The sequence below is a fragment of the Kribbella sp. NPDC051620 genome, from assembly GCF_044453825.1.
GTDB lineage: Bacteria > Actinomycetota > Actinomycetes > Propionibacteriales > Kribbellaceae > Kribbella.
The window spans coordinates 184,151-209,300 of the sequence record NZ_JBITDB010000002.1 but is presented as its reverse complement, the minus strand read 5'-3'; the positions used below and the strand labels follow the sequence as shown (position 1 = coordinate 209,300).

Here is a 25,150-nt window from a genome sequence, read left to right as displayed (position 1 = left end):
CAGCTACTTGCGGTGGTGCGGGGAGAGCATGTCCTCGAGTTGTTCCTCGGTCTCGTCGGCGGCGACGAAGAGGAGTTCGTCGTTGAGCTCGAGGGTGCCTTCCGGGTCGGGGCGCAGGACGCGTCCTTCGCGGATGATCGTCACCAGGGCGGTGTCGACCGGCCAGTCGATGTCGCCGACCCGGAGGCCAATCATCGGGGAGTCCTCGGGCAGGGTCAGCTCGACCAGGTTCGCGTCGCCCTGGCGGAAGGTGAACAGGCGTACCAGGTCACCGACCGAGACGGCTTCCTCGACCAGCGCCGACATGATCCGCGGCGTCGACACCGAGACGTCCACACCCCAGGCCTCGTTGAACATCCACTCGTTGCGCGGGTGGTTGACCCGGGCAACGGTCCGCGGTACGCCGAACTCGGTCTTGGCCAGCAGCGACACGACCAGGTTGGTCTTGTCGTCGCCGGTGCTCGCGATCGCCACCTGGCACCGCTGCAGCGCGGCCTCCTCCAGCGAGGACAGCTCGCAGGCGTCCGCGAGCAGCCACTCGGCCCGCGGTACGGACTCGGCCTTGATCGCCCGGGGGTCCTTGTCGATCAGCAGCACCTCGTGGCCGTTCTCCAGCAGTTCTGCCGCGATCGACCGTCCGACGTTGCCCGCGCCGGCGATGGCTACCCGCATCACAGCTCCTCAGGCTTGGTACCTAGTTGGGACTCGATGGCGGCGGCGTCCTTCTCCAGCATGACCACGTGCACCAGGTCGCCTTCCTGGATCACCGTGTCGGGCTTGGGCATGAAGCCCTCGCCGAGCCGGGTCAGGAACGCGACCTTCGCGCCGGTGGCTTTCTCGATGTCCACCGCGAGCCGCCCGACCCAGCCGGGGCTCACGTACACCTCGGCCAGCCGGACGGTGCCGGACGGGTCGCGCCACTCGGGCTCCGAACCGCTCGGCAGCAACCGCCGGATCATCTGATCGACGGTCCACTTCACCGTGCCGACGGTGGGGATGCCCAGCCGCTGGTAGACCTCGGCGCGGCCCGGGTCGTAGATCCGGGCGACGACGTTGCCGACGCCGAAGTTCTCCCGAGCGACCCGCGCGGCCAAGATGTTGGAGTTGTCGCCGTTGGAGACCGCCGCGAACGCCTCGGCGCCCTCGATCCCGGCCTCGGTCAGCACCTCGCGGTCGAAACCCATCCCGGTGACGGTCCGGCCGGAGAAGTTGGGGCTCAGCCGGCGGAAGGCGTCGGCGGACTGGTCGATGATCGCGACGGTATGACCGCGCTTCTCCAGCGTCCGGGCCAGTGTCGACCCGACGCGGCCGCAGCCCATGATGACGACGTGCACTCCGTGATCACTCCTTGCCCCACCTGGGGCCGCTGGCATCGGTCTCGGCAGGGATAGACGCTACACCGGACCGGTGCTGCCTCTAACATCACCGGTGTGACTCCCGCTCTAGGCGACATCGGCAAACGCATCCTCATCGGACGCAAGCTGCGCAGCGCGCAGCTCGGCGAGACGCTGCTCCCGAAGAAGATCGCGCTCCCCGTGTTCGCCAGTGACGCTCTGTCGTCGGTCGCGTACGCACCGGACGAGATCTTCCTGACCCTGTCCGTGGCCGGTCTGGCGGCTTACTCGTTCTCTTGGAAGATCGGCCTGCTGGTCGCCTTCGTGATGCTGATCGTGGTCGCGTCGTACCGGCAGAACGTGCATGCCTACCCCTCGGGCGGTGGCGACTACGAGGTCGCCACGGTGAACGTGGGCCCCACCGCGGGCCTGACCGTGGCGAGCGCGCTGATGGTCGACTACGTGCTGACCGTCGCGGTGTCGATCTCGTCGGGAGTACAGAACGCGAAGTCCGCGCTGCCGTTCCTGGCCGGCCACGAGGTACCGCTCGGGGTCGGGCTGGTGCTGGTACTGACCGCGCTGAACCTGCGCGGCGTACGAGAGTCCGGCGCGCTGTTCGCGATCCCCACCTACATCTTCATGGCCGCGATCATCGGGATGGCGATCTGGGGGACCATCCGGCTCGGCCTCGGCAACCTGCCGGTGGCCGAAAGCGCCGGCTTCGAGGTCCGGCCCGAGCCCGGGCACGAGGTGTTCAGCGGCGTCGCGGCGGCCTTCCTGCTGGCCCGCGCGTTCTCCTCGGGCTGCGCGGCGCTCACCGGCGTCGAGGCGATCAGCAACGGCGTACCGGCGTTCCGCAAGCCGAAGAGCAAGAACGCCGCGACCACGCTGCTGCTGCTCGGCACGATCGCGATCACGATGCTGATGAGCATCCTGTTCCTGGCCTCGAAGATCCACCTGCGGTTCGCCGAGGACCCGGCGACCCAGCTCTACCGCGACGGCGAGCCGGTCGGCGAGGGATACAAGCAGAAGACGGTGATCGCCCAGATCAGCGACTCGGTCTTCTCCAACTTCTCGCCCGGTTTCTACCTGGTGATCGGCGCGACCATGCTGATCCTGGTGCTGGCGGCGAACACGGCCTTCAACGGCTTCCCGGTGCTGGCCTCCATCCTGGCCAAGGACGGCTTCCTGCCCAAGCAGTTGCACACCCGCGGCGACCGCCTTGCCTACAGCAACGGCATCGTCTTGCTGGCCCTGTGCGCGGTGGGCCTGATCATCGCCTTCGACGCCGAGGTCACCAAGCTGATCCAGCTCTACATCGTCGGGGTGTTCGTCTCCTTCACGCTCAGCCAGTTCGGCATGATCCGGCACTGGACCCGGCACCTGAAGACCGAGACCGACGGCGGCCGGCGGGCCCAGATGATGCGCTCGCGGGTGATCAACGCGATCGGCCTGACGCTGACCGGGACCGTGCTGATCATCGTGCTGATCACCAAGTTCACCCATGGCGCCTACATCGCGATCATCGCCATGTCGGTGCTCTTCCTGATGATGAAGGGCATCCGCCGGCACTACGACACTGTCGGCCGGGAGATGGCAGTGGACGCCGATGACCAGCTGATGCTGCCGGCCCGGGTGCACTCGATCGTGCTCGTCTCCAAGCTCCACAAGCCGACTCTGCGGGCACTGGCCTTCGCCAAGGCGGCCCGGCCGTACATGCTCGAGGCGGTGACGGTCGATGTCGACCGGGACGAGTCGGAGCAACTGCAGGCCGAGTGGGACGCGCGGGACATCCCAGTACCTCTCAAGCGGCTCGCGTCGCCGTACCGGGAGATCACTCGCCCCATCGTGCAGTACGTTCGGGATATCCGGCGGCAGTCGCCGCGGGACGTGGTCATGGTCTACATCCCCGAGTACGTGGTCGGGCACTGGTGGGAGCACATCTTGCACAACCAGAGCGCACTGCGGCTCAAGGGACGGCTCTTGTTCACACCTGGTGTGATGGTTACGTCCGTTCCTTACCAGCTGATCTCGTCCCAGGCGGCTGAGGAGCGGCAGGACCGTGAGGAACGCGTAGCCGGCCAAGTACGGCGCGGCGCGCGCAAGAGTTCAGGAGACCGGTGACGGAAGACCAGATCGTCGGGACGCTGCTGGAGCTGGAAGTGGGGCCAGTAGCTCACGGCGGGCACTGTGTCGCGCGCTACGAGGGCCAGGTGGTCTTCGTGCGGCATGCACTACCAGGTGAGCTGGTGCATGCCCGCGTGACCGAGCAGACGAGCAAGTACCTCCGCGCGGACGCAGTACAGGTGCTGACGCCCTCGCCGCAGCGGATCGAACCACCCTGCCCGTTCGCCGGGCCGGGGCGGTGCGGGGGCTGCGACTTCCAGCACGCCAACATCGTCGAGCAGCGGCGGCTGAAGGCGACCGTGGTGTCGGACACGCTGCGGCGGATCGGCGGGATCGAGCGCGCGATCGTGATGGAGTCGCCGGGCGACGACGGGCTCGGGTGGCGGACCCGCATGCGGTATGCGGTCGTCGATGGTCGCCCCGGGATGCGTGCGCACCGGTCGCACGACCTGGTGCTGATCGACAAGTGCCTGATCGCGCATCCGGGCACCCCGGACGTACTGCATGAGCAGTGGCCGGATGCCTCGTCGGTGAAGGCAGTGGTGTCGTCTGAGGGCAAGACGGCGGTACTGACCGACGACAACTCCGGTGGGCGGGTAGTGGAGGTCGTACGGAACCGGCGCTTCCGGGTGGAGGCCAATGGGTTCTGGCAGGCGCACCCGGCCGCTCCCGAGACGCTGGTGGACGCAGTACTGGCTGGGCTGGAGCCGCGTGCTGGTGAGACGGCACTGGATCTGTACTCCGGGGTGGGGCTGTTTGCTGCGTTCCTGGCGGAGGCGGGGTGCGCAGTACTGGCTGTGGAGGGCAGTAAGGACGCTGTGAAGAACGCGCGGCGGAACCTGCACGACCTGCCGGCGGTGACGCTCGAGGCCGGGGATGTGGCCAAGGTGCTGAACAACGCAGCTGGGCAGGGGCTGGAGGCGGTCGACCTGGTCGTGCTCGACCCACCGCGGACAGGCGCCGGCAAGGACGTCGTACGGCGGATCGCGGCGCTGTCGCCCCGGCGGATCGCCTACGTGGCGTGTGACCCGGCGGCGCTGGCGCGGGACCTCAAGACGTTCGGGGGACTCGGGTACGGGGTGAGTTCGCTGCGGGCGTTCGATTTGTTCGGGATGACGCATCACATAGAGTGCGTGGCTGTGCTCGAACCGCGACCTGCCTAGGGTCGCTTTCTCGGGTACCGTTCTGGCTTGAATCGCTGGATCTGGCACTTGAGCAGGAGACCTGATGCCGCTCGTCGACCTGGACGACCCGGAGGAGTTGCGCGCTCGCTGGAGCGCGCTCGCCGCGGTCGCCCATGCCACCGGCTACGACCGGCGCTGGTACGCCGACGAGCACGGCTGGTACCACCAGGACGAGACCGGTAGCGACCTGCGGATGGTCCGGCTCGACGGTGGGCGGGCAGTGCTGTTCGGATTTCACACGCAGCACACACAGACGGGTGGGGCCGACCTGCTCGCCGGTGCGCCGCCCTGGATCGGGCAGCCGGAGGTCAAGCGCCGGATGGCGGCAGGCGAGCTCGGCTTCGTCTACGGCAGCTTCAATGGGACGTGGGCGCGGGCGTCGTACCCCGGCGACCCGTGGCAGCCGCTGGACGACGGGTTCCTGCCGATAGGCGAGTGGATCACCTCAGACGAGGAGGCCGCCCGGGAGATGATCGAGTGGGCGGCGGAGTGGGCCGACTACCTCGGCGGACTCGACGAGCTGCTGCCGGTCGGCGTACAGCTGATCCGCACCGCGTCGACCACCGGCATCACCCCGGAGTCCCTCCTAGACCTCTTCGACCGCCTCGGCATCGGTCCGCAGTCCCCGCAACACCCCGACCTGCGCGCCGCCGTCGCCGCAGCAGCAGCCTTCAGCGGCACCGCCATCAGCTCCCCGGCGCCCGCCACCCAACCGCCTTCACCCACACCCGGCGTCCCCGAAGCCCGCTTTCCCGGGTCCGGTGCTCCCGGGTCTGGTGTTCCCGGGCCCGGCGTTCCAGCGCTCGGCGGTCCCGGCTCCGGCATTCCAGCGCCGTCCTCGCAGCCGTCGAGTGTGGCGCCCCCTGCTCCACCAACGCTCGCCGCGCCGGCCGCGGAGCCAGCCTCTCTGCCCGCCGAACTGCTCGACGAAGCGGACGACGAGGAGTCGGTGGCAGTGCCACCGGGCATCAGCCCGTTCACCGGCCAGCCGATCGGCGACGACGCCAACCTCATCATCGGCGCCAACGACCCCTACAACTCACAACCGCCCTACACCCCGGAACCGCCCTACACCTCCGGCCCGTCCTCCACTCCGGGACCGGCTTTCACTCCCGGACCTCCGGTCGCCTCCGAGCCCCCTTTCACCCCGGAACCCCCGCTCAACCCCGAGCCCCCGTTCCGACCGGACTCGCCCTTCGCGCCCGACCCCTCGCCATACACACCCGAGCCCCCGTTCACCCCCGAGCCCGACCCAGACCCGCCATACCAGCCGGAAGACGCAGCCCCCCACCACGGCGACTACGGCATCGTCGCCAAAAAGCCCCGCCTCTTCCGCCGCCGCAAACACGAAGCCCCCGACCCCCAACCCACCGGCACACCCCCTGGCCTCCCGCAGCCTGCACCCACGCCACCCACAGCAGCGCCCGGTACGCCGCACGCCCAAGCCCCCGGTACGCCGTACGCGCAGCCCCCCGGCGACCCATACCGGTCATCCGTGCCGTACACCTCACCAACCGACGGCCCACGCACGCCCGCCACAGGCACCCCCTACGCGCACTCCACAGGCGACCAGCCCGAGCAGACAGACGCAGGTACTCCTGCGATGCCCAAGCTCCCGTCATCCGAGCCCCGAGTCGGCGGCCCGGTCAACGACGGCGAGGACTTCTACGCAAGCCTCTTCGCCGACGCCCCAGCCGCCGCAACATACGTACCGGACGTAACCCGAAACACCCCCGCCAACGCAAACACCTGGTCAGCCGACGACGCAACAAACGAGATCCCCGCAATCACCGACGACGCCACCGGCGAAGTCCCCCTAACCCCCGACTCCGGGGACAACCCAGCCGATGTCCCCCCCACCCCGGACGCATCGGCCGACCCAGCCGATGTCGCCCCAACCCCCGACCTCTCCGCCTCCGACGACACCGGCGTAATCCCCCCAACCCCCACCACCGAAGCCCCACCCCAAAACCCCCTCGCCCCACACCCGTCCGCCACCCACCCAGATCCTTCCGCCGCCCGACCCACCGACGCCTGGTCAGCCACAGACGGCGACCCGACGCCAGACACCGAACTGGCACTGGACGCCGAACCAACCCCCAACGGTGAGCCAACGCCGTACGCCCAGCCGACCATGCACAGAGCGCAGGCCACGGGCACCGGGCAGAGCGCAGGTAACGGGCAGGGCCCAGGTAGCGGGCAGGGCCCAGGTGCTGGGCACGTCGTGGGTACCGGCCCCCGGCAGGACACAGAGCTGGGAGCGGGCGCCGGGCTAGGTGCAAGCGCGGGTATCGGTGCCGCCGACGCCCTGGGTGTGCACGAGGATGGGCGGCAAGCTGCCAGCGCGGGTGCCTCCGGTGCGCACCTCAGTGTGGGGCCAGACCAGGGCGCGCTTCTGCGTTCAGGTGAGGGCTTCGGGGACCGCGATGATGCCAGGACGACGGATGAAGTCTCCGGCGGCCCGCTTGATTCCAACGCCGGTACCAGTGTGGGGCCCGAGTCCGGAGCCGAGCCTTGGAGCGAAGGCGGCGCCGAAGCCGAAGCCGAATCCGAGCCCGAGCCGTGGAGCGAGACCGAAGTCGAAGCCGAGCCCGAGCCTTGGAGCGAGGCAGGAGCCGGAGCTGAGGTTGGAGCCGAGGTCGGGACCGGGGCCGGAGCCGGGGCTGAGGCTGAGGCGGTGTCCGAGGGCATGCGCTCCGCAGTATTGGAGCAGGAGCAGGAGCAGGCGTATGTGGCGGAGGGGCGGGGTGCGCCGGCTAGGCCGGAGTGGATTGGTGGGGCTTGGATCAATGGTGTGTGGGTGGAGGATGTCGCCGCCTACCTAGCAGCTCAGAACGCCGCTGGTCCGGCGAAGCCTGCTTCGGTAGAGGAACTGCCGACGGAGGACTTCAGCCAGCTTCCGCCTCTTGACGACTCTCCGACCGAGGAACACGTCCTCGGCCGTACATCCCGCGACCAAGCTCCGGAGGACTCACCGACTGAGGAACGCGTACTTGGGGTCACAGGCCCCGACGAAGCCTCGGATGAGCCGCCGACCGAGGAACGCGTTCTTGGGCTTGCAGCCCACGGCGAAGCCTTGGATGAGCGGCCGACCGAGGAACGCGTTCTTGGACTTGCAGCCCATGACCAAGCTCCGGATGAGCCGCCGACCGAGGAACACGTTCTTGAGGTCCACGGTCAAGCCTCGGAGGAGCCGCCTACTGAGGAACTGGTGCTTGGGCTCGCCGGTCTCGAGCAGGAGCCGGGGGAGTTCGTACCGGAGGAGGGTTCGGCCGAGGAGCGGTTCACGGACGCCGCGCGGTTCGGGTCAGACGAGGATGCGGCGGCGCAGGATCAGCTCTACGGCGTCAATCCGTTCAAGCGGTCGTCCGGAGAGAGGTCAGCCGGGGAACGGCTGCACGGCGTCAATCCGTTCGAGCGGTCGGGTGGGGAGACGCTGGCTGAGGAACGGCTGCAGGATGCCGATTCGGTCGGGCTGTCGGGCGACGAGCTGGTTGAGCCGGCCGCTGATGACGGGGACGAGCTCTCGCAGCGGGCGGGCGACGTCCAGGATGGCGAGGAGCCGGCGACGGAGGGGCGCCTTCGAGGGGTCAATCCGTTCGAGCAGGCGGCCGAGCGGGTCTTCGGGATGGCGGCTCCGGCGGCTGACGACGTGGCGGCTGATGAGCAGTCGGCCGGAGTACAGGCTGAGGTTGAGCAGTTCGGCAACCAGGCTGCGGCTGAGCAGCTCGGCAACCAGGCTGAGGTTGAGCAGCTCGGCAACCAGGCTGGGGCTGAGCAGCCTGGGCACCTGGCTGGGGTTGAGCAGCTCGGCAGCCGGAGCGGGGCTGAGCAGCGCGGAGATGGGGTGACGGGCGGGGATTACCTGGGTGGGGAGCCGGGTGGGGAGGCTCAGGGTGAGGTTGAGGGGGATGCTCCTACGGCTGAGATTGCGGCTGTGGTTGAGCAGGATCCTGAGGATGAGTACTACGCGGCCGGGCGTTCGCCGTTCGCGCCGGAGGCGCGGGATGTTCCGCCGAACGGGTTCAGCAGTCTCGAGCCGCTCGGGGACTTCGACTACCGGCTGGGCGAGAACTTCCACGACGAGATCCTCGGCGACGCAGACTGGACCGCTGACCAACTGGGCGAGCCGCAGCAGTCCGCGAGCGGACCTCAAGAGCCGCTGCCGCAAGCGATGCACGAACAGCAGGGCCCGGAGGAGGCGCACGAGCCGACCGAGGTACAAGAGCTGGGCGGGCCGCAAGGACTGGGCGAGGCCCAGGGGCAGGGCGCTCCGCAAGGGCTGGGCGCGGCCCAGGGGCAGGGCGGTTCGCAAGGGCTGGCCGAGGCGCAGGGGCACGGCGGTCCGCAAGGGCTGGGCGAGGTGCGGGGGCAGGGTGGCGCGGTTGAGTTTGGTGAGTCGGCCGAGGGGCAGCTGGAGGAAGAGCCGGACGCGCGGGAGCAAGACGAACTGGAGCTGGACGCGCGGGAGTACGACGGGCGGGAGCTGGATGCGCGCGAGCAAGACGAGCTGGAGCTGGACCGGCGGGAGCACGACGGGCGGGAGCCGGACGGGCCGGAGCTGGATGAGCTGACGGCGAGTGAGGTGACGGCTCAGTTCGAGGCGATTCGGGATGAGCAGCCGGAGCCGAGCGAGTACGACCCGCAGCCGTATGACCCGCAGCCGCAGGACGCGCAGCCGGAAGATTCGGCTGCGGAAGCGGCTGTGGGAGTGGCCGCGGTTGGTGTGGGTGAGGGGCCGGCGCCGGTGGCTCGTCCGGAGAAGCTTGTGGTGCCTGACGAAGGCCGGGCTGTCGCCATTCCGGGGCTTGGGGTTGTCGGTGGGGAAGCGCCGCCGGTTGAGACGCCGCCTGGTTCGATCGAGGAGGCCATGCGTGCCGAGGTCGAGCGCCCCCGCCCACGGCCGAAGGAGTCCGCGGCGTTCCGGGCGCTGCGGGAGTGGTGTCGCGCGCGGACCAAGGTCGTACCGTCCGGCTTCACCATTCAGGTGCAGGTACTCGATCCCGCGGCGCCCAGCTATCGGTTCGACCTCGAGCCGCCGGAGGTCGACGACCCGGAGTACGGGGCTGAGAAGCTGACCGAGCTGCTCGGCGACCTCTGGATCGCGGAGTCGCAAGGCGAGCAAGGTGGCTGGCTGTTCGCGCGGATGGACGCGGCCGGCCGGACGCTGCGGATCGACCGCTGGTACGACAGCGTGCCCGACTGGTGGGACAACCCGGTCGAGCCGAGGCTCGACGTCGACGGCCTGGTCCGGCGGCTCAACGGACGCGGCGCCGACTGGCAACCGTCATACCTGGAGAAGCTGTACACCAGCGCGAGATAGCGTTGCCGCATGAAGCTCCGGATCTTCACCGAACCTCAGCAAGGTGCCTCCTACGACGACCTGCTGGCGGTCGCCCGCAAGACGGAGGAGTGCGGTTTCGACGCGTTCTTCCGTTCGGACCACTATGTCGCATTCGGCGACGTCGACGGCCTGCCCGGCTCGACCGACGCATGGATCACGCTGGCCGGCCTGGCGAGAGAGACCAGCCGGATCAAGCTCGGTACCTTGGTCAGCCCGGTCACCTTCCGCCATCCCGGCCCGCTGGCGATCTCCGTCGCCCAGGTCGACCAGATGAGCGGCGGCCGGGTGGAGCTCGGTCTCGGCGCCGGCTGGTTCGAGGACGAGCACCAGGCGTACGGACTCGACTTCCCGGATACTCCCGGCCGCTTCGACCTGCTGGAAGAGCAGCTCGAGCTGATCACGGGTCTGTGGGACACGCCGGTGGGAGAGAAGTACAACTTCGACGGCAAGCACTACCAGCTGAAGAACTCCCCGGCCCTCCCGAAGCCGATCCAGCAGCCGCACCCGCCGATCATCGTCGGCGGCGCGGGCAAGAAGCGGACGCCCGCGCTCGCCGCGAAGTACGCCTCGGAGTTCAACGCCGGCTTCCGCTCCGTCGACGAGATCAAGACGATCTTCGGCCGCGTCCAGGCGGCCTGCGAGCAGGCCGGCCGCGATCCAAAGACGCTCAACCTCTCGACCGCGCACACCGTGGTCGTCGGCAAGGACGACGCCGAGGTACGCCGGCGCGCGGCCGTCGTCGACCGCGACCCGGAGAACCCCGGCGACGGCTCGATCGTCGGTACTCCGGCCCAGATCGTCGATCGCCTCGGACAGCTCGCGGCGATCGGTTCACAGACCCACTATCTGCAGGTGCTCGACCTCGCCGACCTGGACCACCTCGAGCTGATCGCGTCGGACATCCTGCCGCAGATGTAGCAGCGGAAGTGGCTCGATGTCGTGTATCTTGATGTCGAGAGAGTTTGCATGGCGAGGTTAGGGCAGCCTGATCTCGCGCCCGGGCCGGTGGCTCGGCAGGATGGGTTCAGCGGATACAGGACCGGATAGAGGAGCAGGTTGATGGCCAGCGTCGACAGCTTCGGTGCCAAGGGTGCACTCGAGGTCAACGGAACGTCGTACGAGATCTTCAGGTTGGCGGGTATCGAGGGCGCTGAGACGCTGCCGTACTCGCTCAAGGTGCTGCTCGAGAACCTGCTGCGCACCGAGGACGGCGCGAACATCACCGCCGAGCACATCACGAAGCTCGGCAACTGGGACGCGGCAGCGGCGCCCGACACCGAGATCCAGTTCACCCCGGCCCGGGTGATCATGCAGGACTTCACCGGCGTGCCGTGTGTCGTCGACCTGGCCACCATGCGCGAGGCGGTCGCCGAGCTGGGTGGCGACCCGACCAAGATCAACCCGCTGGCGCCGGCCGAGCTCGTCATCGACCACTCGGTCATCATCGACGTCTTCGGCCGTCAGGACGCCTTCGAGCGCAACGTCGAGCTGGAGTACGGCCGCAACAAGGAGCGGTACCAGTTCCTGCGCTGGGGCCAGACCGCGTTCGACGAGTTCAAGGTGGTACCGCCGGGCACCGGCATCGTGCACCAGGTGAACATCGAGCACCTGGCCCGGACCGTGATGGTCCGCAACGGCCAGGCCTACCCGGACACCTGCGTCGGCACCGACAGCCACACCACCATGGTCAACGGCCTGGGCGTGCTGGGCTGGGGCGTCGGCGGCATCGAGGCCGAGGCCGCGATGCTCGGCCAGCCGGTCAGCATGCTGATCCCGAAGGTCGTCGGCTTCAAGCTGACCGGGTCCGTCCCGGCCGGCGCGACCGCGACTGACGTCGTGCTGACGATCACCCAGATGCTGCGCAAGCACGGTGTGGTCGGCAAGTTCGTCGAGTTCTACGGCGACGGGGTCGCGGCCGTGCCGCTGGCCAACCGCGCCACGATCGGCAACATGAGCCCGGAGTTCGGCTCCACCTGCGCGATCTTCCCGATCGACGACGTGACCCTGGAGTACCTGCGCCTGACCGGCCGCGGCGACGACGAGGTCGCCCTCGTCGAGGCGTACGCCAAGGAGCAGGGCCTGTGGCACAACGCCGAGATCGAGCCGCGCTTCTCGGAGTACCTGGAGCTTGATCTGTCGACGGTCGTTCCCTCGATCGCCGGCCCGAAGCGGCCGCAGGACCGGGTCGCGCTCAGCGAGGCCAAGGAAGGCTTCCGCGGCGCGCTGGTCGACTACGCGACCGAAGAGCTCGAGGTGGACCCGTCCGAGCTCGGCAGCTTCCCGGCCAGTGACGCCCCCAACGGCCACGGCAACACCGACGACGAGCCGCATGTCCCGCACGGCTCCGGCAACGGCGGCCGCCCGTCGAAGAAGACCAAGATCAGCCTCAACGGGCAGGAGGTCGAGCTCGACCACGGCCACGTCGTGATCGCCAGCATCACCTCCTGTACGAACACCTCCAACCCGTCGGTGATGCTGGCCGCCGCGCTGCTGGCCAAGAACGCGGTCGACAAGGGCCTGACCAGCAAGCCGTGGGTGAAGACGTCGCTCGCACCGGGCTCGAAGGTCGTCACCGACTACTACGACAAGGCCGGCGTCACGCCGTACCTGGAGAAGCTCGGCTTCCACCTGGTCGGCTACGGCTGCACCACCTGCATCGGCAACTCGGGCCCGCTGCCCGAGGAGGTCTCGGCCGGTGTCCAGGAAGCCGACCTCGCGGTCGTGTCGGTACTGTCCGGCAACCGCAACTTCGAGGGCCGGATCAACCCGGACGTGAAGATGAACTACCTGGCGTCGCCGCCGCTGGTGATCGCGTACGCGCTGGCCGGCACGATGGACTTCGACTTCGAGACCGACCCGCTCGGCCAGGACACGGACGGCAACGACGTGTTCCTGAAGGACATCTGGCCGTCGGCCGACGAGGTCGAGAAGGTGATCGCCACCTCGATCAACAAGGAGATGTTCACCAAGGACTACGCCGACGTGTTCGCCGGTGACGAGCGCTGGCAGTCGCTGCCGACGCCCGAGGGCAAGACCTTCGCCTGGGACCCCGAGTCGACCTACGTGCGCAAGCCTCCGTACTTCGACGGCATGGCCAAGGAGCCGTCGCCGGTCACCGACATCACCGGCGCCCGGGTGCTGGCCAAGCTCGGCGACTCGGTCACCACCGACCACATCTCCCCGGCCGGCTCGATCAAGGCCGACGGCCCGGCGGGCAAGTACCTGGCCGAGCACGGTGTGGACCGCAAGGACTACAACTCGTACGGTTCCCGCCGCGGCAACCACGAGGTGATGATCCGGGGCACGTTCGCCAACATCCGGCTGCGCAACCAGATCGCGCCCGGCACCGAGGGCGGCTTCACCCGCGACTTCACCAAGCCGGACGCGCCCGTCACCTCGATCTACGAGGCGTCGGAGTCGTACCTGGCCGCCGGTACTCCGCTGGTCATCCTGGCCGGCAAGGAGTACGGCTCGGGCTCGTCGCGTGACTGGGCCGCGAAGGGCACGGCGCTGCTCGGCGCGAAGGCCGTCATCACCGAGTCCTTCGAGCGCATCCACCGGTCGAACCTGATCGGCATGGGCGTACTGCCGCTGCAGTACCCGGAGGGTGAGAACGCGGAGTCCCTCGGCCTGACCGGCGAGGAGACCTTCGACATCACCGGGGTCACCGCGCTCAACGACGGTCCGATACCGCCGACCGTGCACGTCAAGGTCACCGGCACCGACGGTTCGGTCAAGGAGTTCGACGCCGTGGTCCGGATCGACACCCCCGGCGAGGCCGACTACTACCGCAACGGCGGCATCCTGCAGTACGTACTGCGCTCGCTGATCGCGAACTGAGTGCTTGACCGGTACGGCGTACCGCGGGCTGTCGTCCGTGGTGCGCCGTACCGGTCTGTTCACGGTGCAGGTTGCTCTTGGTAACAAAGTCCTGGTTAGCTGTCGGTGCCTCGGCCGGGCGGGTCGGGGTCTCAGTTCCGGGGGGATGCGTGCGTTACCCAGCGATACTGCTCGCGGCGGTGCTCTTGGTCGCGGGGTGCGCGGCCGAGGAGCCGACCACCTACGGACCGACCACCGCCGGGCCGACCATCCGGCCGAAGACCACCGCGCCGGTGGACCAATCGACGCTGCCTCCGATCGTGGAGGAGTCGACCGCGGCGCCGAAGCCGCTGTGCGAGATCTTCAGCACGGCGGAGATCAGCAAGACCCTCGGACTGGCCGTCCGCAAGGCCGTCACCAGCAAGAACGGGCCGTACGTCACCTGCACCTGGAACACGGTGAAGCCGGTGGACGGTCCCGGCGTCGTCACGATCACCCGCGGTGACGGTTCGCTGTACGGTGCGTTCACGCAGAAGATGATCGGCGACGCGAAGGCGAAGAAGGCGCGCGGCAAGAAGCTGCTCGAGGGCGTCGGCGACCAGGGCTTCGCGATCGGCGCGTCGGTCAGCGGGATACCGATCTGGTACGCCGCGGTCGAACACGCCGGCGTGCTGACCGGGGTGCAGATCTCCGGCGCCGGCAGCAAGTCGAGCGTCGGTACGATCAAGGCGTTCATGATCGAGATCCTGGCGCGCGGCTGACCGCGTTGCCGCAAAACTGTCGGTCCGGTCCGATTTACTGGGCGGCATGGAACGGGAACATCCGCGTGAGGTGATCCGGGCCGCGTGCGCGCGGTACGGCGAGGACGTGGTGATCGACTGGTGCGTCGCGTTCCTGACCGGCGAGATCTCCGGCGAGGACGCCTACGGCCCGGACCTGCCGAAGCTGGTGGCGATCACCGGCTCGCCGAACCCGGGCGGCTGGTCCCAGCCGGTCGACCCGGTCAACTTCTACTGGATCCGGGTCTGGGCGGCCCGAGCCTTCCTCTACGTCTGGCGCGACGACGCCGTCGAAGCGCTGGCCACGGTCGCCGCCGACCCAGCCTGGCGAGTCCGCGAACACGTCGCCCGGATCACGGCTCAACGCGAGCTGGGTCAACTGGTCGACGCGCTGCTGCCAATGCTCGACCACGAGCTGCCGCGCGTCCGCGCGGCCGCAGTACGGGCGATCGGCGCGGCCGGCGAATACGAACACGCTGCCGCAGTCGAAGCCCTGCAGGATGACCCGGACATCACTGTCCGAGCCGCCGTCGTCCGAGCGCTCGAAAACCTCTCCCAACGCCTTGACCGGCCGCTGGCCTGACGCCAGTTGCTAGAGCGCGCTGCGCAGCTTCTCGGCGTACTGCGCTGCCTCGGCGTCGTCGGCGTACTTGGTGCGGGGCCAGAAGAAGCCGCGGAGGCCGTCGCCCTTGGTGCGGGGGACGACGTGGACGTGCAGGTGGGGTACCGACTGGGAGACCACGTTGTTGGCGGCAACGAAGGAGCCTTGGGCGTCGTACGCCGTACGGACCGCCGCCGCGACCGATCGGGCGGCGCTGAAGAGCGGCACCATCAGCTCGTCGGGCAGCTCGACCAGCGTCGGAATGTGTTCGCGGGGGACGAGCAGGGTGTGCCCTTTGAACACCGGCCTGATGTCGAGGAAGCCGAGCACCTCAGGGGTGTCGTAGACGATGTGGGCCGGGGTCGAACCGGCGATGATCGAGCAGAAGAGACAGTCCGCCATCAGCCCAGCTTCTCGTCTACGAAGCACCAGCGCCAAGTCTCACCCGGTTCGAAGCTGCGCATCACCGGGTGCGAGGTCTCGTCGAAGTGCTTGCTGGCGTGCCGGGCGGGCGACGAGTCGCAGCAGCCGACGTGACCGCAGCCCAGGCACAACCGCAGGTGGACCCAGGTACCGCCGTCGCGGAGACACTCCTCGCAACCGTCCGGCGTGTGCGGCGTGAGCACACAGGGCGCCGAGGCGAGGTGCTCGCATTCGGCGACCGATGACGGGGGAGCGGTGAGGTTCTCCGACGTACCGCCGACGTCGTCGGTCGCGGAGCGGTCCAGGATCGACTCCTCGATGTCGAGGGCCATCTGGGCGCGTTGCAGCACCTCGTCGGCGACCAGGCCGTCGTCGCGCACCTTGAGGATGTGCGCCCGCTCGGTCTCCAGCATCGCCATCCGCAGCCGGCGGTAGGTCTCACTCGGCGTCTCGAGATCGGTCTCCGGGCGGCCGAGCCGTTCCCAGGCGGCCAGCGCGCGGGACTCGCCGCGTTGCCGCAGCAGGTTGACGACCTCGGGTGGGTCGTTCGGAGTGATCAGCTCGTCGAGTGTCTGCTCGGCGGCGCGGTGGGCACCCTGCAGTACCGCGGCCTCCTGCAGTGCATCCTCGGCCGGGTCAGGGCCGGGCAGACGCAGCCGGCGTACGAGCCAGGGGAGAGTCGACCCTTGCAGCAGCAACGTTCCGGCGGTGACGACGAGGGCCATGAAGACCAGTACTTCGCGATGCGGGGTGTCCTCGGGCAGCACGAAGACGGCCGCCAGCGTGACCACACCGCGCATGCCGGCCCAGGACACGACCACCAGAGCCTGGACCGAGACCGGGCCGGGACGGGAGCGGCCGAGGATGCGCCGGGACAGGTACGTGACCGGGAAGAGCCAGATCGGGCGGAGCAGGACGGTCGCCGCGAAGACGCCGATGGTGGCCGTCGCGATCGTCCACGCCGAGAGCGGGCTGCGGGACAGATCGTCGAGGATCCACCGGGTCTGCAGACCGATCAGCAGGAACACCGTGTTCTCGAGCAGGAACTGGAAGGTGCGCCAGTTGGTCCGCTCGGAGATCCGCGAGGCCGCCGACTGGATGATCGGCGCCTTGTGGCCGAGCAGTAGGCCGGTCACGACGACGGCGAGGACGCCGGACGCGTGCACGTAGTGGTTCTCGGCGGCGACGTACGCGATGAACGGCGCGGTCAGGCTGAGTGTGGTGTCGAGCACCGGATCGGTGAATCGCTTGCGGACCTTGGCGAGCACGATCGCGACGGCGATGCCGATCGCCACGCCGCCACCGGCCGCGCGGAGGAAGTCGAGGCCGACGTGCAGGAAGGTCGGCGTGATCAGGGCGGCGGCGATCGCGGTCCGCAGACAGACCAGGGCGGTCGCGTCGTTGAGCAGGCTCTCGCCCTCGAGGATCGTGACGACCCGGCGGGGGAGGCCGACCTTCTTCGCGATCGCGGTGGCCGCGACGGCGTCGGGCGGCGCGACGACGGCGCCGATGGCGAAGGCAGCCCACAGCGGCAGCGGGTTGTCGCTGACCATCGACGGGCCGAGCAGCCAGTACGCGACCAGGCCGACTCCGGCGGTCGTGAACGCGACCAGTCCGACGGACAGCAGCCCGATCGAGCGGCGGTGCTGGGAGAAGTCGACGAGGCTGGTCTTGATCGCCGCGGAGTACAGCAGCGGCGGCAGGAAGCCGACCAGGACGACCTCATGGGACAACTCGACCCGCGGGACGAACGGCAGGTACGAAGCCGCGATCCCGACGACGACGAGCAAGAGGGGAGCCGAGATCCCGATCCGCCGGGCGAGAGCGGCACCGGCCGCGACCACGGCGACGAGAGCAACGATCTCGATCGCGATATCCACGCGCACAGTGTCGCAGGCCACGCGGACCGGTGTTGCACGGTTCGCCCACAGCGGAGATCAGGAACTGTCCGAGGGGCCTGCTTTCATCTACCGTGTGCGCACCGGCACACTCCGATCACTGGGGGTCATATGTCCCGCCGCCTGCTCCGTACCGCCGTCAGCCTCATGCTTCTCGGGTCGGTGGTCGTCGCCGTACCGGCCCACGCTGCTGGACCGGTGACGACCAACGGATGCGTCGCGAGCGTGCCTGAGCCGGGAACGACGACGCCGGTGCGGATCTGCTACTCGTTGTTCCAACCTGCCGGTGCGTCGGCCGCGCACACCGTGCCGCTCATCTTCCACAGTCATGGGTGGGGTGGGAGCCGGACCAAGGACGCGGCCGCTTTCAAGTCATGGCTCGACGCGGGGTACGGCGTACTGAGCTTCGACCAGCGCAGTTTCGGGGAGTCGACCGGGGTCGCGCACGTGATGAACCCGGAGCTCGAGGGGCGTGACGTGGTGCGATTGGTCGACCTCGTCGCCGGCCTGGACTGGGTGACCAAGCAACGGCCTGGTGACCCGTTGATCGGCGCGATCGGTGGATCGTATGGAGGCGGCTATCAGTTTGCGGGGGCCTTCACGGAGCTGCGCGAGAAGGGGCGGACGCGTTTCGACGCGCTGGCGCCTGAGATCACCTGGTGGGATCTCAAGGAGAGCCTGGCGCCGTCGGAGGCTGCCCGGACGATGTGGCTGACCTTGCTCTACGCGGGCAGTGGCACGCATCTGCCGCCGGCGGTGCAGGCCGGGTTCGTCGCGCTGATCACGACGGGGCAGTGGCCGGTTGGTCAAGCCGGCCGTGACCTGGATGCGTTCTTCCGCAAGAACGGGCCGTCCTGGCAGGTCGCGCACGGGCGCAAGCTCGACATCCCGGTGATCATCGGGCAAGGGCTGCCGGACAACCTGTTCAACCTCAACCAGGGGTTGAAGAATTTCGATCGGGCGCTCACCTCGAGGGCGCGGTCGAGGTCGCTGTTTGTCGGGTACAACGCCGGCCACACGCTGCCCAGCGTCGTGCCGCCGGGGTTCGTGACGCCAGGGGATCCGTGCTCGATCGCGCTCGGCAGTCCGAGCTTCGCGGCGTTGGAGCAACGGTTCATGGCGCTGCAGTTGAAGCACGAGTCGAGCGGGCTGACCGGTTTTGGCAGCTATCACCTGGCGACCGCGGATGGTCGTTGCCTGACGCAACGAGAGCTGACGGCCAATACGCAGTACCGGTTGGGATCGGTCCGTGCTGTCACGACCGCTGTGGCTCGTGGACCGATCACGGTGGCGGGAGTGCCTCAGGTGAGGGCTCGGGTGAGCAGCCTGCTGCCCAACGCGGCCGCCTTCTTCGCGCTGAGCGTCGGCACGACTCCACTCGACGCGAAGATCGTGCAGAACAACACGATGCCGCTGCGCGAGAAGCGTCCGGTCCACGGGGCTCGGCGGACGCTCGACCTACCGGGGATCGCAGTCGACGTACCGGCCGGCAAGACCCTCTTCCTGACCGTGTCACCGGTGGCGGACATGTTCGCCGGGCAGAACGGTCAAGTGCCTAGCTCACTGCTGCTCGACAAGGTGACGCTGCGGTTGCACCGCGTCCGCTAACGGACCTTGTCGAGCCAGGTCTTGAAGACGGTGAGAAACGGCTCCTCGGAGGCGACCGCCGTGACGAGCCAGTCGGCGGTCGCCTGGGCCTGCTCGATCACGTCGGCGGGGTAGCCGTACTTGACCTGGTGCTCGGCGAACTCGTCCTCGTCGTCGACATAGATCGAGCCGTCGCGCTTGCGGATCACGTCCAGGTCGAGGTCGATCATCGTGAACACGTCGCCGTTGAACTCGACCGGCGTGCTCACGTCGCAGTAGATCTCGGTCGAGCGCGGCTCGTCGTTGAACAGCGCGGTGAAACCCCGGTCCCGGGGGAACAGCTGGACGTGCGCTTGTTCCTGGGTCACCTCGGGTTCGTCGCCGCGCTGAGAGACCGAGTTCGGCGGGGCGCCGAGCCAGACGCCGTACTGGTCCTCGCCGAGGTACTGCATCCACTGGTGCCAGTGCAGCTTCTCGTCGTACTTGCGGTAGACGACCCGAACGTTACGCATGGCGTCACCGTACCGGCGGCAGGCGGTCACTCCGGATATCCTGAGCCGCATGCAGCGGATGCTCGTCACGGGTGGAGCCGGATTCATCGGCTCGAACTTCGTCCTCGACTCGCTGCGGCGCTTCCCGGACCTCGCGATCACCGTGCTCGACCTGCTGACGTACGCCGGCAGCCAGCGCAACCTCGACCAGGTGTCCGACCGGATCACCTTCGTGCACGGGGACATCTGCGACGCCGCGCTGGTCGACGGGTTGGTCCGCGACACCGACGTACTGGTGCATTTCGCCGCCGAGTCGCACGTCGACAACTCGCTGAACGACCCGTCGCCGTTCATCCGGACGAACATCCTCGGCACCTTCACCCTGCTCGAGGCGGTCCGCCGCCACGACAAGCGGATGCATCACATCTCCACCGACGAGGTCTTCGGCGACCTCCCACTGGACTCGGTCGAGCAGTTCACCGAGCAGACGGCGTACGACCCGTCCAGCCCGTACTCCGCCAGCAAGGCGAGCTCCGACATGCTCGTCCGCGCCTGGGTCCGCTCGTACGGCGTCGCCGCCACCCTCTCCAACTGCGCGAACAACTACGGCCCGTACCAGCACGTCGAGAAGCTGATCCCGCGCCAGATCACCAACGTCCTGCTCGGCGACAGGCCGAAGCTCTACGGCGCCGGCGACAACGTCCGCGAATGGACCCACGTCGACGATCACAACGACGCCGTCCACCGGATCATCGCCAACGGCCGGATCGGCGAGACCTACCTGATCGGCTCCGGCGACGAACGCAGCAACAAACAGATCATCGAGCAGATCCTGCTCCTGATGGACCAGCCGGCCGACGCCTACGACCACGTCCCCGACCGCCCCGGCCACGACCTGCGCTACTCCAACAACACCACCAAACTCCGCACCGAGCTGAGCTGGCTCCCCACCTACGACTTCACCACCGGCCTCACCGCCACCATCGCCTGGTACCGCGAGAACCCCACCTGGTGGAAACCACAGAAGTCGACCACCGAGGCCCGCTACAAACTCCTCGGCCGCTGAGACCCGAAGACCTGTTGTAGCGCCGGTACCACCGGGAATCGATTCCGGAATGCGCTCAGATCTCGACAACTGGGCGGTCTAGACCCTCTTATGGTCCGATGAGAGTTCGATTGATTGCCGGGCGCGATGGCAGCGTGTGAGCGCGTGCTCTCGCTGGTGGACGCGGCCGAGGGGTGGCAGCGGGAGATCGCCGACCTGCAGACCCGCGCGGAAGAGGCTGAGACTGGGCTCGATTCCAGTCTCAGCCTCAGAGTGCTGTTCCGCGGCCCGGGCAACCTGCCCCGCACCCGGGTCCTCGCGTTCGAGAGCCGCTCGCTCTGCGTTGAGGTCACGTTGCCACCCGGCATCGTCCGCGACCGCGAGAAGCAGCTCCTGACCTACCTGCAGGACGCCGTCGACGCCGCGGACACCTACGCCCAGGCCCGCGGCCGCGCCGACGACCTCTGGGCCGTCTGGCAGGTCTTCATCCGCCTCTGCTCCAACAACACCCCGTACCAACGCTGGATGGACGCCTACAACCTCGCCCACCACCGCCCAACCTCCCTACCCACCCTCTCCTGCCCCAACTGCGGCGCCCACAACCTCCGCCTCGAATTCGAGGTCAAAGACCCCTGCGCCACCTACGGCACCGCCTACTTCTGGTGCAACACCTGCCTAACCGGCCCCATGCCCACCCCCGCCCCCCTCCCACCCCAAGCCACCACAACCCCCTGGGGAACCCTCAACCCACCCAACTACACAATCGTCCCCGAATAACCGAGAGCCCCGACACACCATCCCCACCTGCCACATCACCGGTCTGTAATTCCGGCGTTACAGAAATTGCAGCTTGTTGCAGGTCGTATATGTCACGTAGACGCAGAGTAGTGCCCACCTCGACAATGAGTGGCCGCCCGGCGTGAGGCCCGGCTGGCATCGCCGGGGAGGGCATCGTGAGCGGTTGGATCGCGGGGAACGGGACTGGTTGGCGGGCTTTAGGCCTAGTAGCGGCGCTTGGTGTGGTCGCCTTTGCAGGAGCACGGGCGCTGCCTGCCACCGAGGCGGTGGCGGCGCCGGTCACAGCTGTCCGGACCGAGGCCGATGCAGTCGCGCGGGCTGCGCAGACCGGTGAGCCGGTCGAGATCCCGGATCGCACCACGGAAACCTCGCAGACGTTCGCCAACCCGGACGGGTCACAGACTGCGAAACTGGCGAACAGTCCGGTTCGGGTTCGGCAGGGCGACAACTGGCGTGCGATAGACACGACGCTGGAGTTCCGGCCTGATGGGAGCGTCGGACCAAAAGCGGTAACGTCGGACGTCACCTTGTCGGGCGGTGGGTCTGGGCTGCTGGTCAAGGCTGGAGTCAAGGACGGCAGCCTGGAGTTGCGATCTCCTTGGCAGCTCCCACGCCCCACGCTGTCCGGATCGAAGGCCACCTACGCTGACGTAGTCGCGGGTGTGGACCTGGTCACCGAAGCAACGACGGACGGCTTCACCTACAACCTCGTAGTGAAGAGCAGGGAGGCCGCCGGCAATCCAGCTCTGAAGTCGATTCACTTTCCGGTCGCTGCATCCGGCCTGTCGCTCCGCGCGGACCGCCCCGGCGGACCGGCGTACGTCGCCCAGGACGGCCGGTTGGCGATGATGGCAGGCGGCGCCATCATGTGGGACTCGGCAGGTCCCGGACCGCAAGGCAAGGCCGCCAAGGCGTCGGCTCAACTGGTGGACGACGGACCGAGCGGTGCTCATGTCGCGGCGATGGACCTCAGGGGCGACGCGAGCGGTCTGACGGTGACGCCGGACCCAGCTGTTCTCAACGGCCTGTCGACCGTCTATCCGGTCGTGCTTGACCCATCGGTGTCCACCCCGACGAGGACCGCCTGGGCAGCGGCCTGGCAGACCTCCCCGACGACTTCGTTCTACAAGACGACCCACAGCCTCGGGGTGGGGAACGAGGACTGGGAGCAGCACAAGATCGTCCGGTCATTCTTCCAGTTCAGCACGAGCGCGTTCGCCGGCAAGAAGATCCTCCTTCCAGTTCAGCACGAGCGCGTTCGCCGGCAAGAAGATCCTCGGGGCGACGTTACGAACGTTCGAGACGCATTCGGCGAGTTGTGCGGCACGCTCGGTGTCGGTGACCCGTACCGGTCCAATCTCAGCCGCGACAACGTGGAACAACCAGCCGGCCGTCCAGCTCGCAGCCGGCAGCAAGAGCTTCGCCAACGGCCACGACTCCTCTTGCCCGGACAACTATGTCGAGTTCCCGGTCACCAACTCTGTCGTCGACACGGCCGCCAAGGGCTACACCACGTCCACCTTCCGGCTCGCGGCGACGGACGAGACTGACGAGATCGCCTGGAAGCAGTTCAACTCGACAGGCGAACTGCAGATCACCTACGTCACGCCGCCCGGAGTGCCTGGCCGACTCGGCCTGACGGACCCGCAGATCGGCTGCCAGCAACCTGCGGACATGGAGAACGTGGGATCGGTCAACATCCAGTTCGGCGTCACTCCCAGATTGACACCGATTGATTCTGGAGCGCGAGTCAAGGCAGAGATCGAGATCTTCAGCTCGTCCGGCAATCTCTTCAGGACGTACGCGACCGGCTTGGACCTGCCCAATACCGCTTTGACGGTGACAATTCCCAGCAAGGACCTGCCAGACCAGGTTACTTATCACTTCCGTGCCCGAACGCTCTATCCCTACAGCTCGGCCTACGGCTCGGGAACCCTCTACTCCGCCTACACGATCTGGTGCTACTTCAAGGTCGACAGACTCGCTCCGCCGCCGCCGATCGTCACTGCGAAGTACGGAACCACGAATGTTCCGAACTGTGCCGCTGCGACCACCACCTGCCAGGAGATAGTTCCGCATGGCGCTGCCATTTCGTACACCATCAAGGGCGCCGCAGCAGACGTCGTACGCCATGAGTACTTCTACCAGGGAGCCCGGGTCCGCTCGCAGGTGAGCGGCAACACCGTCACCGTCAATCTGGTGCCCAGCGATACCGGCTACAACCTGTTACACGTGGTGAGCTTCGACGCCGCCGGCAGCTCCAGCAAACCGACCGACTTCCTGGTCAATCTCAAGAGCGCGGCGCCACCGGTTGCCGCATGGTCATTCGACGATGGTTCGGGGACAACAGCGGCGGACACCGCAGCGCCGTCCCATCCACTGACGCTGACCGGGGGAGCGGCCTTCGATGACGCGGGGCGCGACGGCGGGTCGCTCCAACTGGACGGCGCCGACGACTACGCGCAGACGGCGACACCGGTAGTAGACACCTCGCAGAGTTTCACCGTATCGGCCTGGGCGCGGTTGACCTCGGTCAAGGAGGCGGTCGTGGTCGGTGCCGCAGGCAACATCTCGAGTGCCTTCGAGCTGTACTACTCGGGATCGCTGAACCGGTGGGTGTTCATGCGAGTCAAGAGCGACACCATGGCGCCGTCGAACGTGAAGGCGCTGTCGGACGAACCGGCCGTACTCGGCGCCTGGACGCTGGTGACCGGGGTGTACGACGCGGCCCCGAACAAGGGCCGACTCAGGTTGTACATCAACGGGCGACTGCAGTCGGCCGGCGACGTCCCGTACCTGGACAGCGCATGGAAGGCCACCGGCCCGCTCAGCATCGGCCACGGACAGTACAACGACGTCTTCGGCAACCGGTTCGCCGGCTCCGTGGACGCGGTCAAGATCTGGCAGCGACCGCTGAATGACAAGGCGGTGATGGCCGAAGTCGAGATCCGCAAGGCCGACCGGGTGGTTGCCGGCCGCGCGGCGGTGTGGCCGCTGAACAGCGCGACGCTGGACGCTGATCAGGTGTGGCGCACCGAAGACACGATCTACGGTGCGAACCTGGCGATCTCCGGCTTCGGTGGCGGTGCAGACCAGTCGACGGCATTCGTCGAGGACGACGACATGGGCCGGGTTCTGCAGTTCTCCGGGGCGGCAAGCGAGTCGCTCACCCTGCCGCGGGCGGTGGTCGACGGCGGGACAAGCTTCTCCGCGGCGGTCTGGGTGAAGCTCGAGGATGCGACCAAACCGGCGGTGATCGCTCGTCAGGCAGGGCCGGATCGCGATGCCTGGCGACTGGAATGGAAGCCGGTCAACGCGCTGAGCGGACAGTGGATCTTCTCGCGAACGCCGGCGAATTCGACCGAACCGAAGACCGCCGTCTTCGAGGCCGACATCGACGCCGTCACCAACTACTGGCAGCTCATCGTCGGGACCTACGACGCTTCGGCGGAAGACGCGATCGGTTCTGCACTGGGGGAAATCGGAATCACCGTGAACAAGCGGGCAGATGCCGAAGGCCGCGACAGCTACATCGCTCCGTACCGGCTGGGCAGCACCGTCATCGGCAAGGGCCGGACCGCCGGCGCTGAGTTCGCGGGACAGCTCCACGACTTCCGGATGTACTCCGGACCATTGCTCGACAACGCGATCTGCGACGAGTTCCCCGAGCTCGAGGGCAACTGTCCTGTTCCGGCGGGCTGACTGATGACCTCCGATTCA

Annotated in this window: 16 protein-coding genes; 11 read left to right on the top strand and 5 right to left on the bottom strand. The window is 68.0% G+C overall.

Annotation, left to right across the window (positions count from 1 at the left end; genetic code table 11):
* Positions 1-3: 3 nt before the first annotated feature.
* Both ACIA12_RS08255 and ACIA12_RS08250 read right to left on the bottom strand, forming a co-directional pair.
* Positions 4-672: a TrkA family potassium uptake protein gene (locus ACIA12_RS08255; protein WP_328323076.1), complete on the bottom strand. Its 669-nt coding sequence runs from the start codon at positions 670-672 to the stop codon at positions 4-6.
* The gene (locus tag ACIA12_RS08250; RefSeq protein ID WP_396366225.1) at positions 672-1,334 is read right to left on the bottom strand and encodes a potassium channel family protein; all 663 of its coding nucleotides are present in this window, start codon (positions 1,332-1,334) and stop codon (positions 672-674) included. Before ACIA12_RS08250 ends, ACIA12_RS08255 begins: the two co-directional genes overlap by 1 nt.
* A gap of 96 nt (positions 1,335-1,430) precedes the next feature.
* On the opposite strand from ACIA12_RS08250, the gene ACIA12_RS08245 reads away from it, so the two are divergent.
* The 7 genes from ACIA12_RS08245 (at position 1,431) to ACIA12_RS08215 (ending at position 15,170) form a co-directional block, all read left to right on the top strand.
* A complete protein-coding gene (locus ACIA12_RS08245) occupies positions 1,431-3,458 on the top strand; it encodes an APC family permease (protein WP_396366224.1) in 2,028 nt (675 codons plus the stop codon).
* The gene (locus tag ACIA12_RS08240; protein WP_396366223.1) at positions 3,455-4,624 is read left to right on the top strand and encodes a class I SAM-dependent RNA methyltransferase; all 1,170 of its coding nucleotides are present in this window, start codon (positions 3,455-3,457) and stop codon (positions 4,622-4,624) included. The genes ACIA12_RS08245 and ACIA12_RS08240 overlap by 4 nt, the downstream gene beginning before the upstream one ends.
* A gap of 64 nt (positions 4,625-4,688) precedes the next feature.
* Entirely contained in the window at positions 4,689-9,968 is a 5,280-nt protein-coding gene (locus ACIA12_RS08235) for a hypothetical protein (RefSeq protein ID WP_396366222.1), read from the top strand.
* A gap of 9 nt (positions 9,969-9,977) precedes the next feature.
* Positions 9,978-10,907: an LLM class F420-dependent oxidoreductase gene (locus ACIA12_RS08230; RefSeq protein ID WP_396366221.1), complete on the top strand. Its 930-nt coding sequence runs from the start codon at positions 9,978-9,980 to the stop codon at positions 10,905-10,907.
* A gap of 141 nt (positions 10,908-11,048) precedes the next feature.
* Entirely contained in the window at positions 11,049-13,829 is a 2,781-nt protein-coding gene (gene acnA, locus ACIA12_RS08225) for an aconitate hydratase AcnA (RefSeq protein ID WP_396366220.1), read from the top strand.
* Between the two features lie 149 nt (positions 13,830-13,978).
* On the top strand, positions 13,979-14,569 hold the full coding sequence (locus ACIA12_RS08220) for a DUF3558 family protein (protein ID WP_396366219.1): 591 nt from the start codon (positions 13,979-13,981) through the stop codon (positions 14,567-14,569).
* A 46-nt stretch (positions 14,570-14,615) separates the two neighbouring features.
* Entirely contained in the window at positions 14,616-15,170 is a 555-nt protein-coding gene (locus ACIA12_RS08215) for a HEAT repeat domain-containing protein (protein ID WP_396366218.1), read from the top strand.
* Positions 15,171-15,179: 9 nt separating this feature from the next.
* Here the strand turns inward: ACIA12_RS08215 and ACIA12_RS08210 are convergent, their stop codons facing one another.
* Together ACIA12_RS08210 and ACIA12_RS08205 are read right to left on the bottom strand one after the other, a co-directional pair.
* Positions 15,180-15,590, bottom strand: coding sequence for an HIT family protein (locus tag ACIA12_RS08210; RefSeq protein ID WP_396366217.1), 411 nt, complete (start codon positions 15,588-15,590; stop codon positions 15,180-15,182).
* Positions 15,590-17,491, bottom strand: a complete 1,902-nt coding sequence (locus ACIA12_RS08205) for a Na+/H+ antiporter (protein WP_396366216.1) — start codon at positions 17,489-17,491, stop codon at positions 15,590-15,592. The genes ACIA12_RS08210 and ACIA12_RS08205 overlap by 1 nt, the downstream gene beginning before the upstream one ends.
* A 129-nt stretch (positions 17,492-17,620) precedes the next feature.
* Here ACIA12_RS08205 and ACIA12_RS08200 point away from each other — a divergent pair, with 129 nt between their 5' ends.
* Positions 17,621-19,117: a CocE/NonD family hydrolase gene (locus ACIA12_RS08200; protein WP_396366215.1), complete on the top strand. Its 1,497-nt coding sequence runs from the start codon at positions 17,621-17,623 to the stop codon at positions 19,115-19,117.
* Here the strand turns inward: ACIA12_RS08200 and ACIA12_RS08195 are convergent.
* Complete coding sequence (locus ACIA12_RS08195; protein ID WP_396366214.1) at positions 19,114-19,608, bottom strand: DUF402 domain-containing protein; 495 nt, start codon at positions 19,606-19,608, stop codon at positions 19,114-19,116. The genes ACIA12_RS08200 and ACIA12_RS08195 overlap by 4 nt on opposite strands.
* 49 nt (positions 19,609-19,657) lie before the next feature.
* Here ACIA12_RS08195 and rfbB point away from each other — a divergent pair, with 49 nt between their 5' ends.
* From rfbB to ACIA12_RS08180, 3 genes are all read left to right on the top strand, one after another.
* On the top strand, positions 19,658-20,653 hold the full coding sequence (gene rfbB, locus ACIA12_RS08190; RefSeq protein WP_396366213.1) for a dTDP-glucose 4,6-dehydratase: 996 nt from the start codon (positions 19,658-19,660) through the stop codon (positions 20,651-20,653).
* A 144-nt stretch (positions 20,654-20,797) separates the two neighbouring features.
* Complete coding sequence (locus ACIA12_RS08185; protein ID WP_396366212.1) at positions 20,798-21,409, top strand: hypothetical protein; 612 nt, start codon at positions 20,798-20,800, stop codon at positions 21,407-21,409.
* A 1,071-nt stretch (positions 21,410-22,480) separates the two neighbouring features.
* Complete coding sequence (locus tag ACIA12_RS08180; protein WP_396366211.1) at positions 22,481-25,132, top strand: LamG-like jellyroll fold domain-containing protein; 2,652 nt, start codon at positions 22,481-22,483, stop codon at positions 25,130-25,132.
* Positions 25,133-25,150 lie beyond the last annotated feature (18 nt).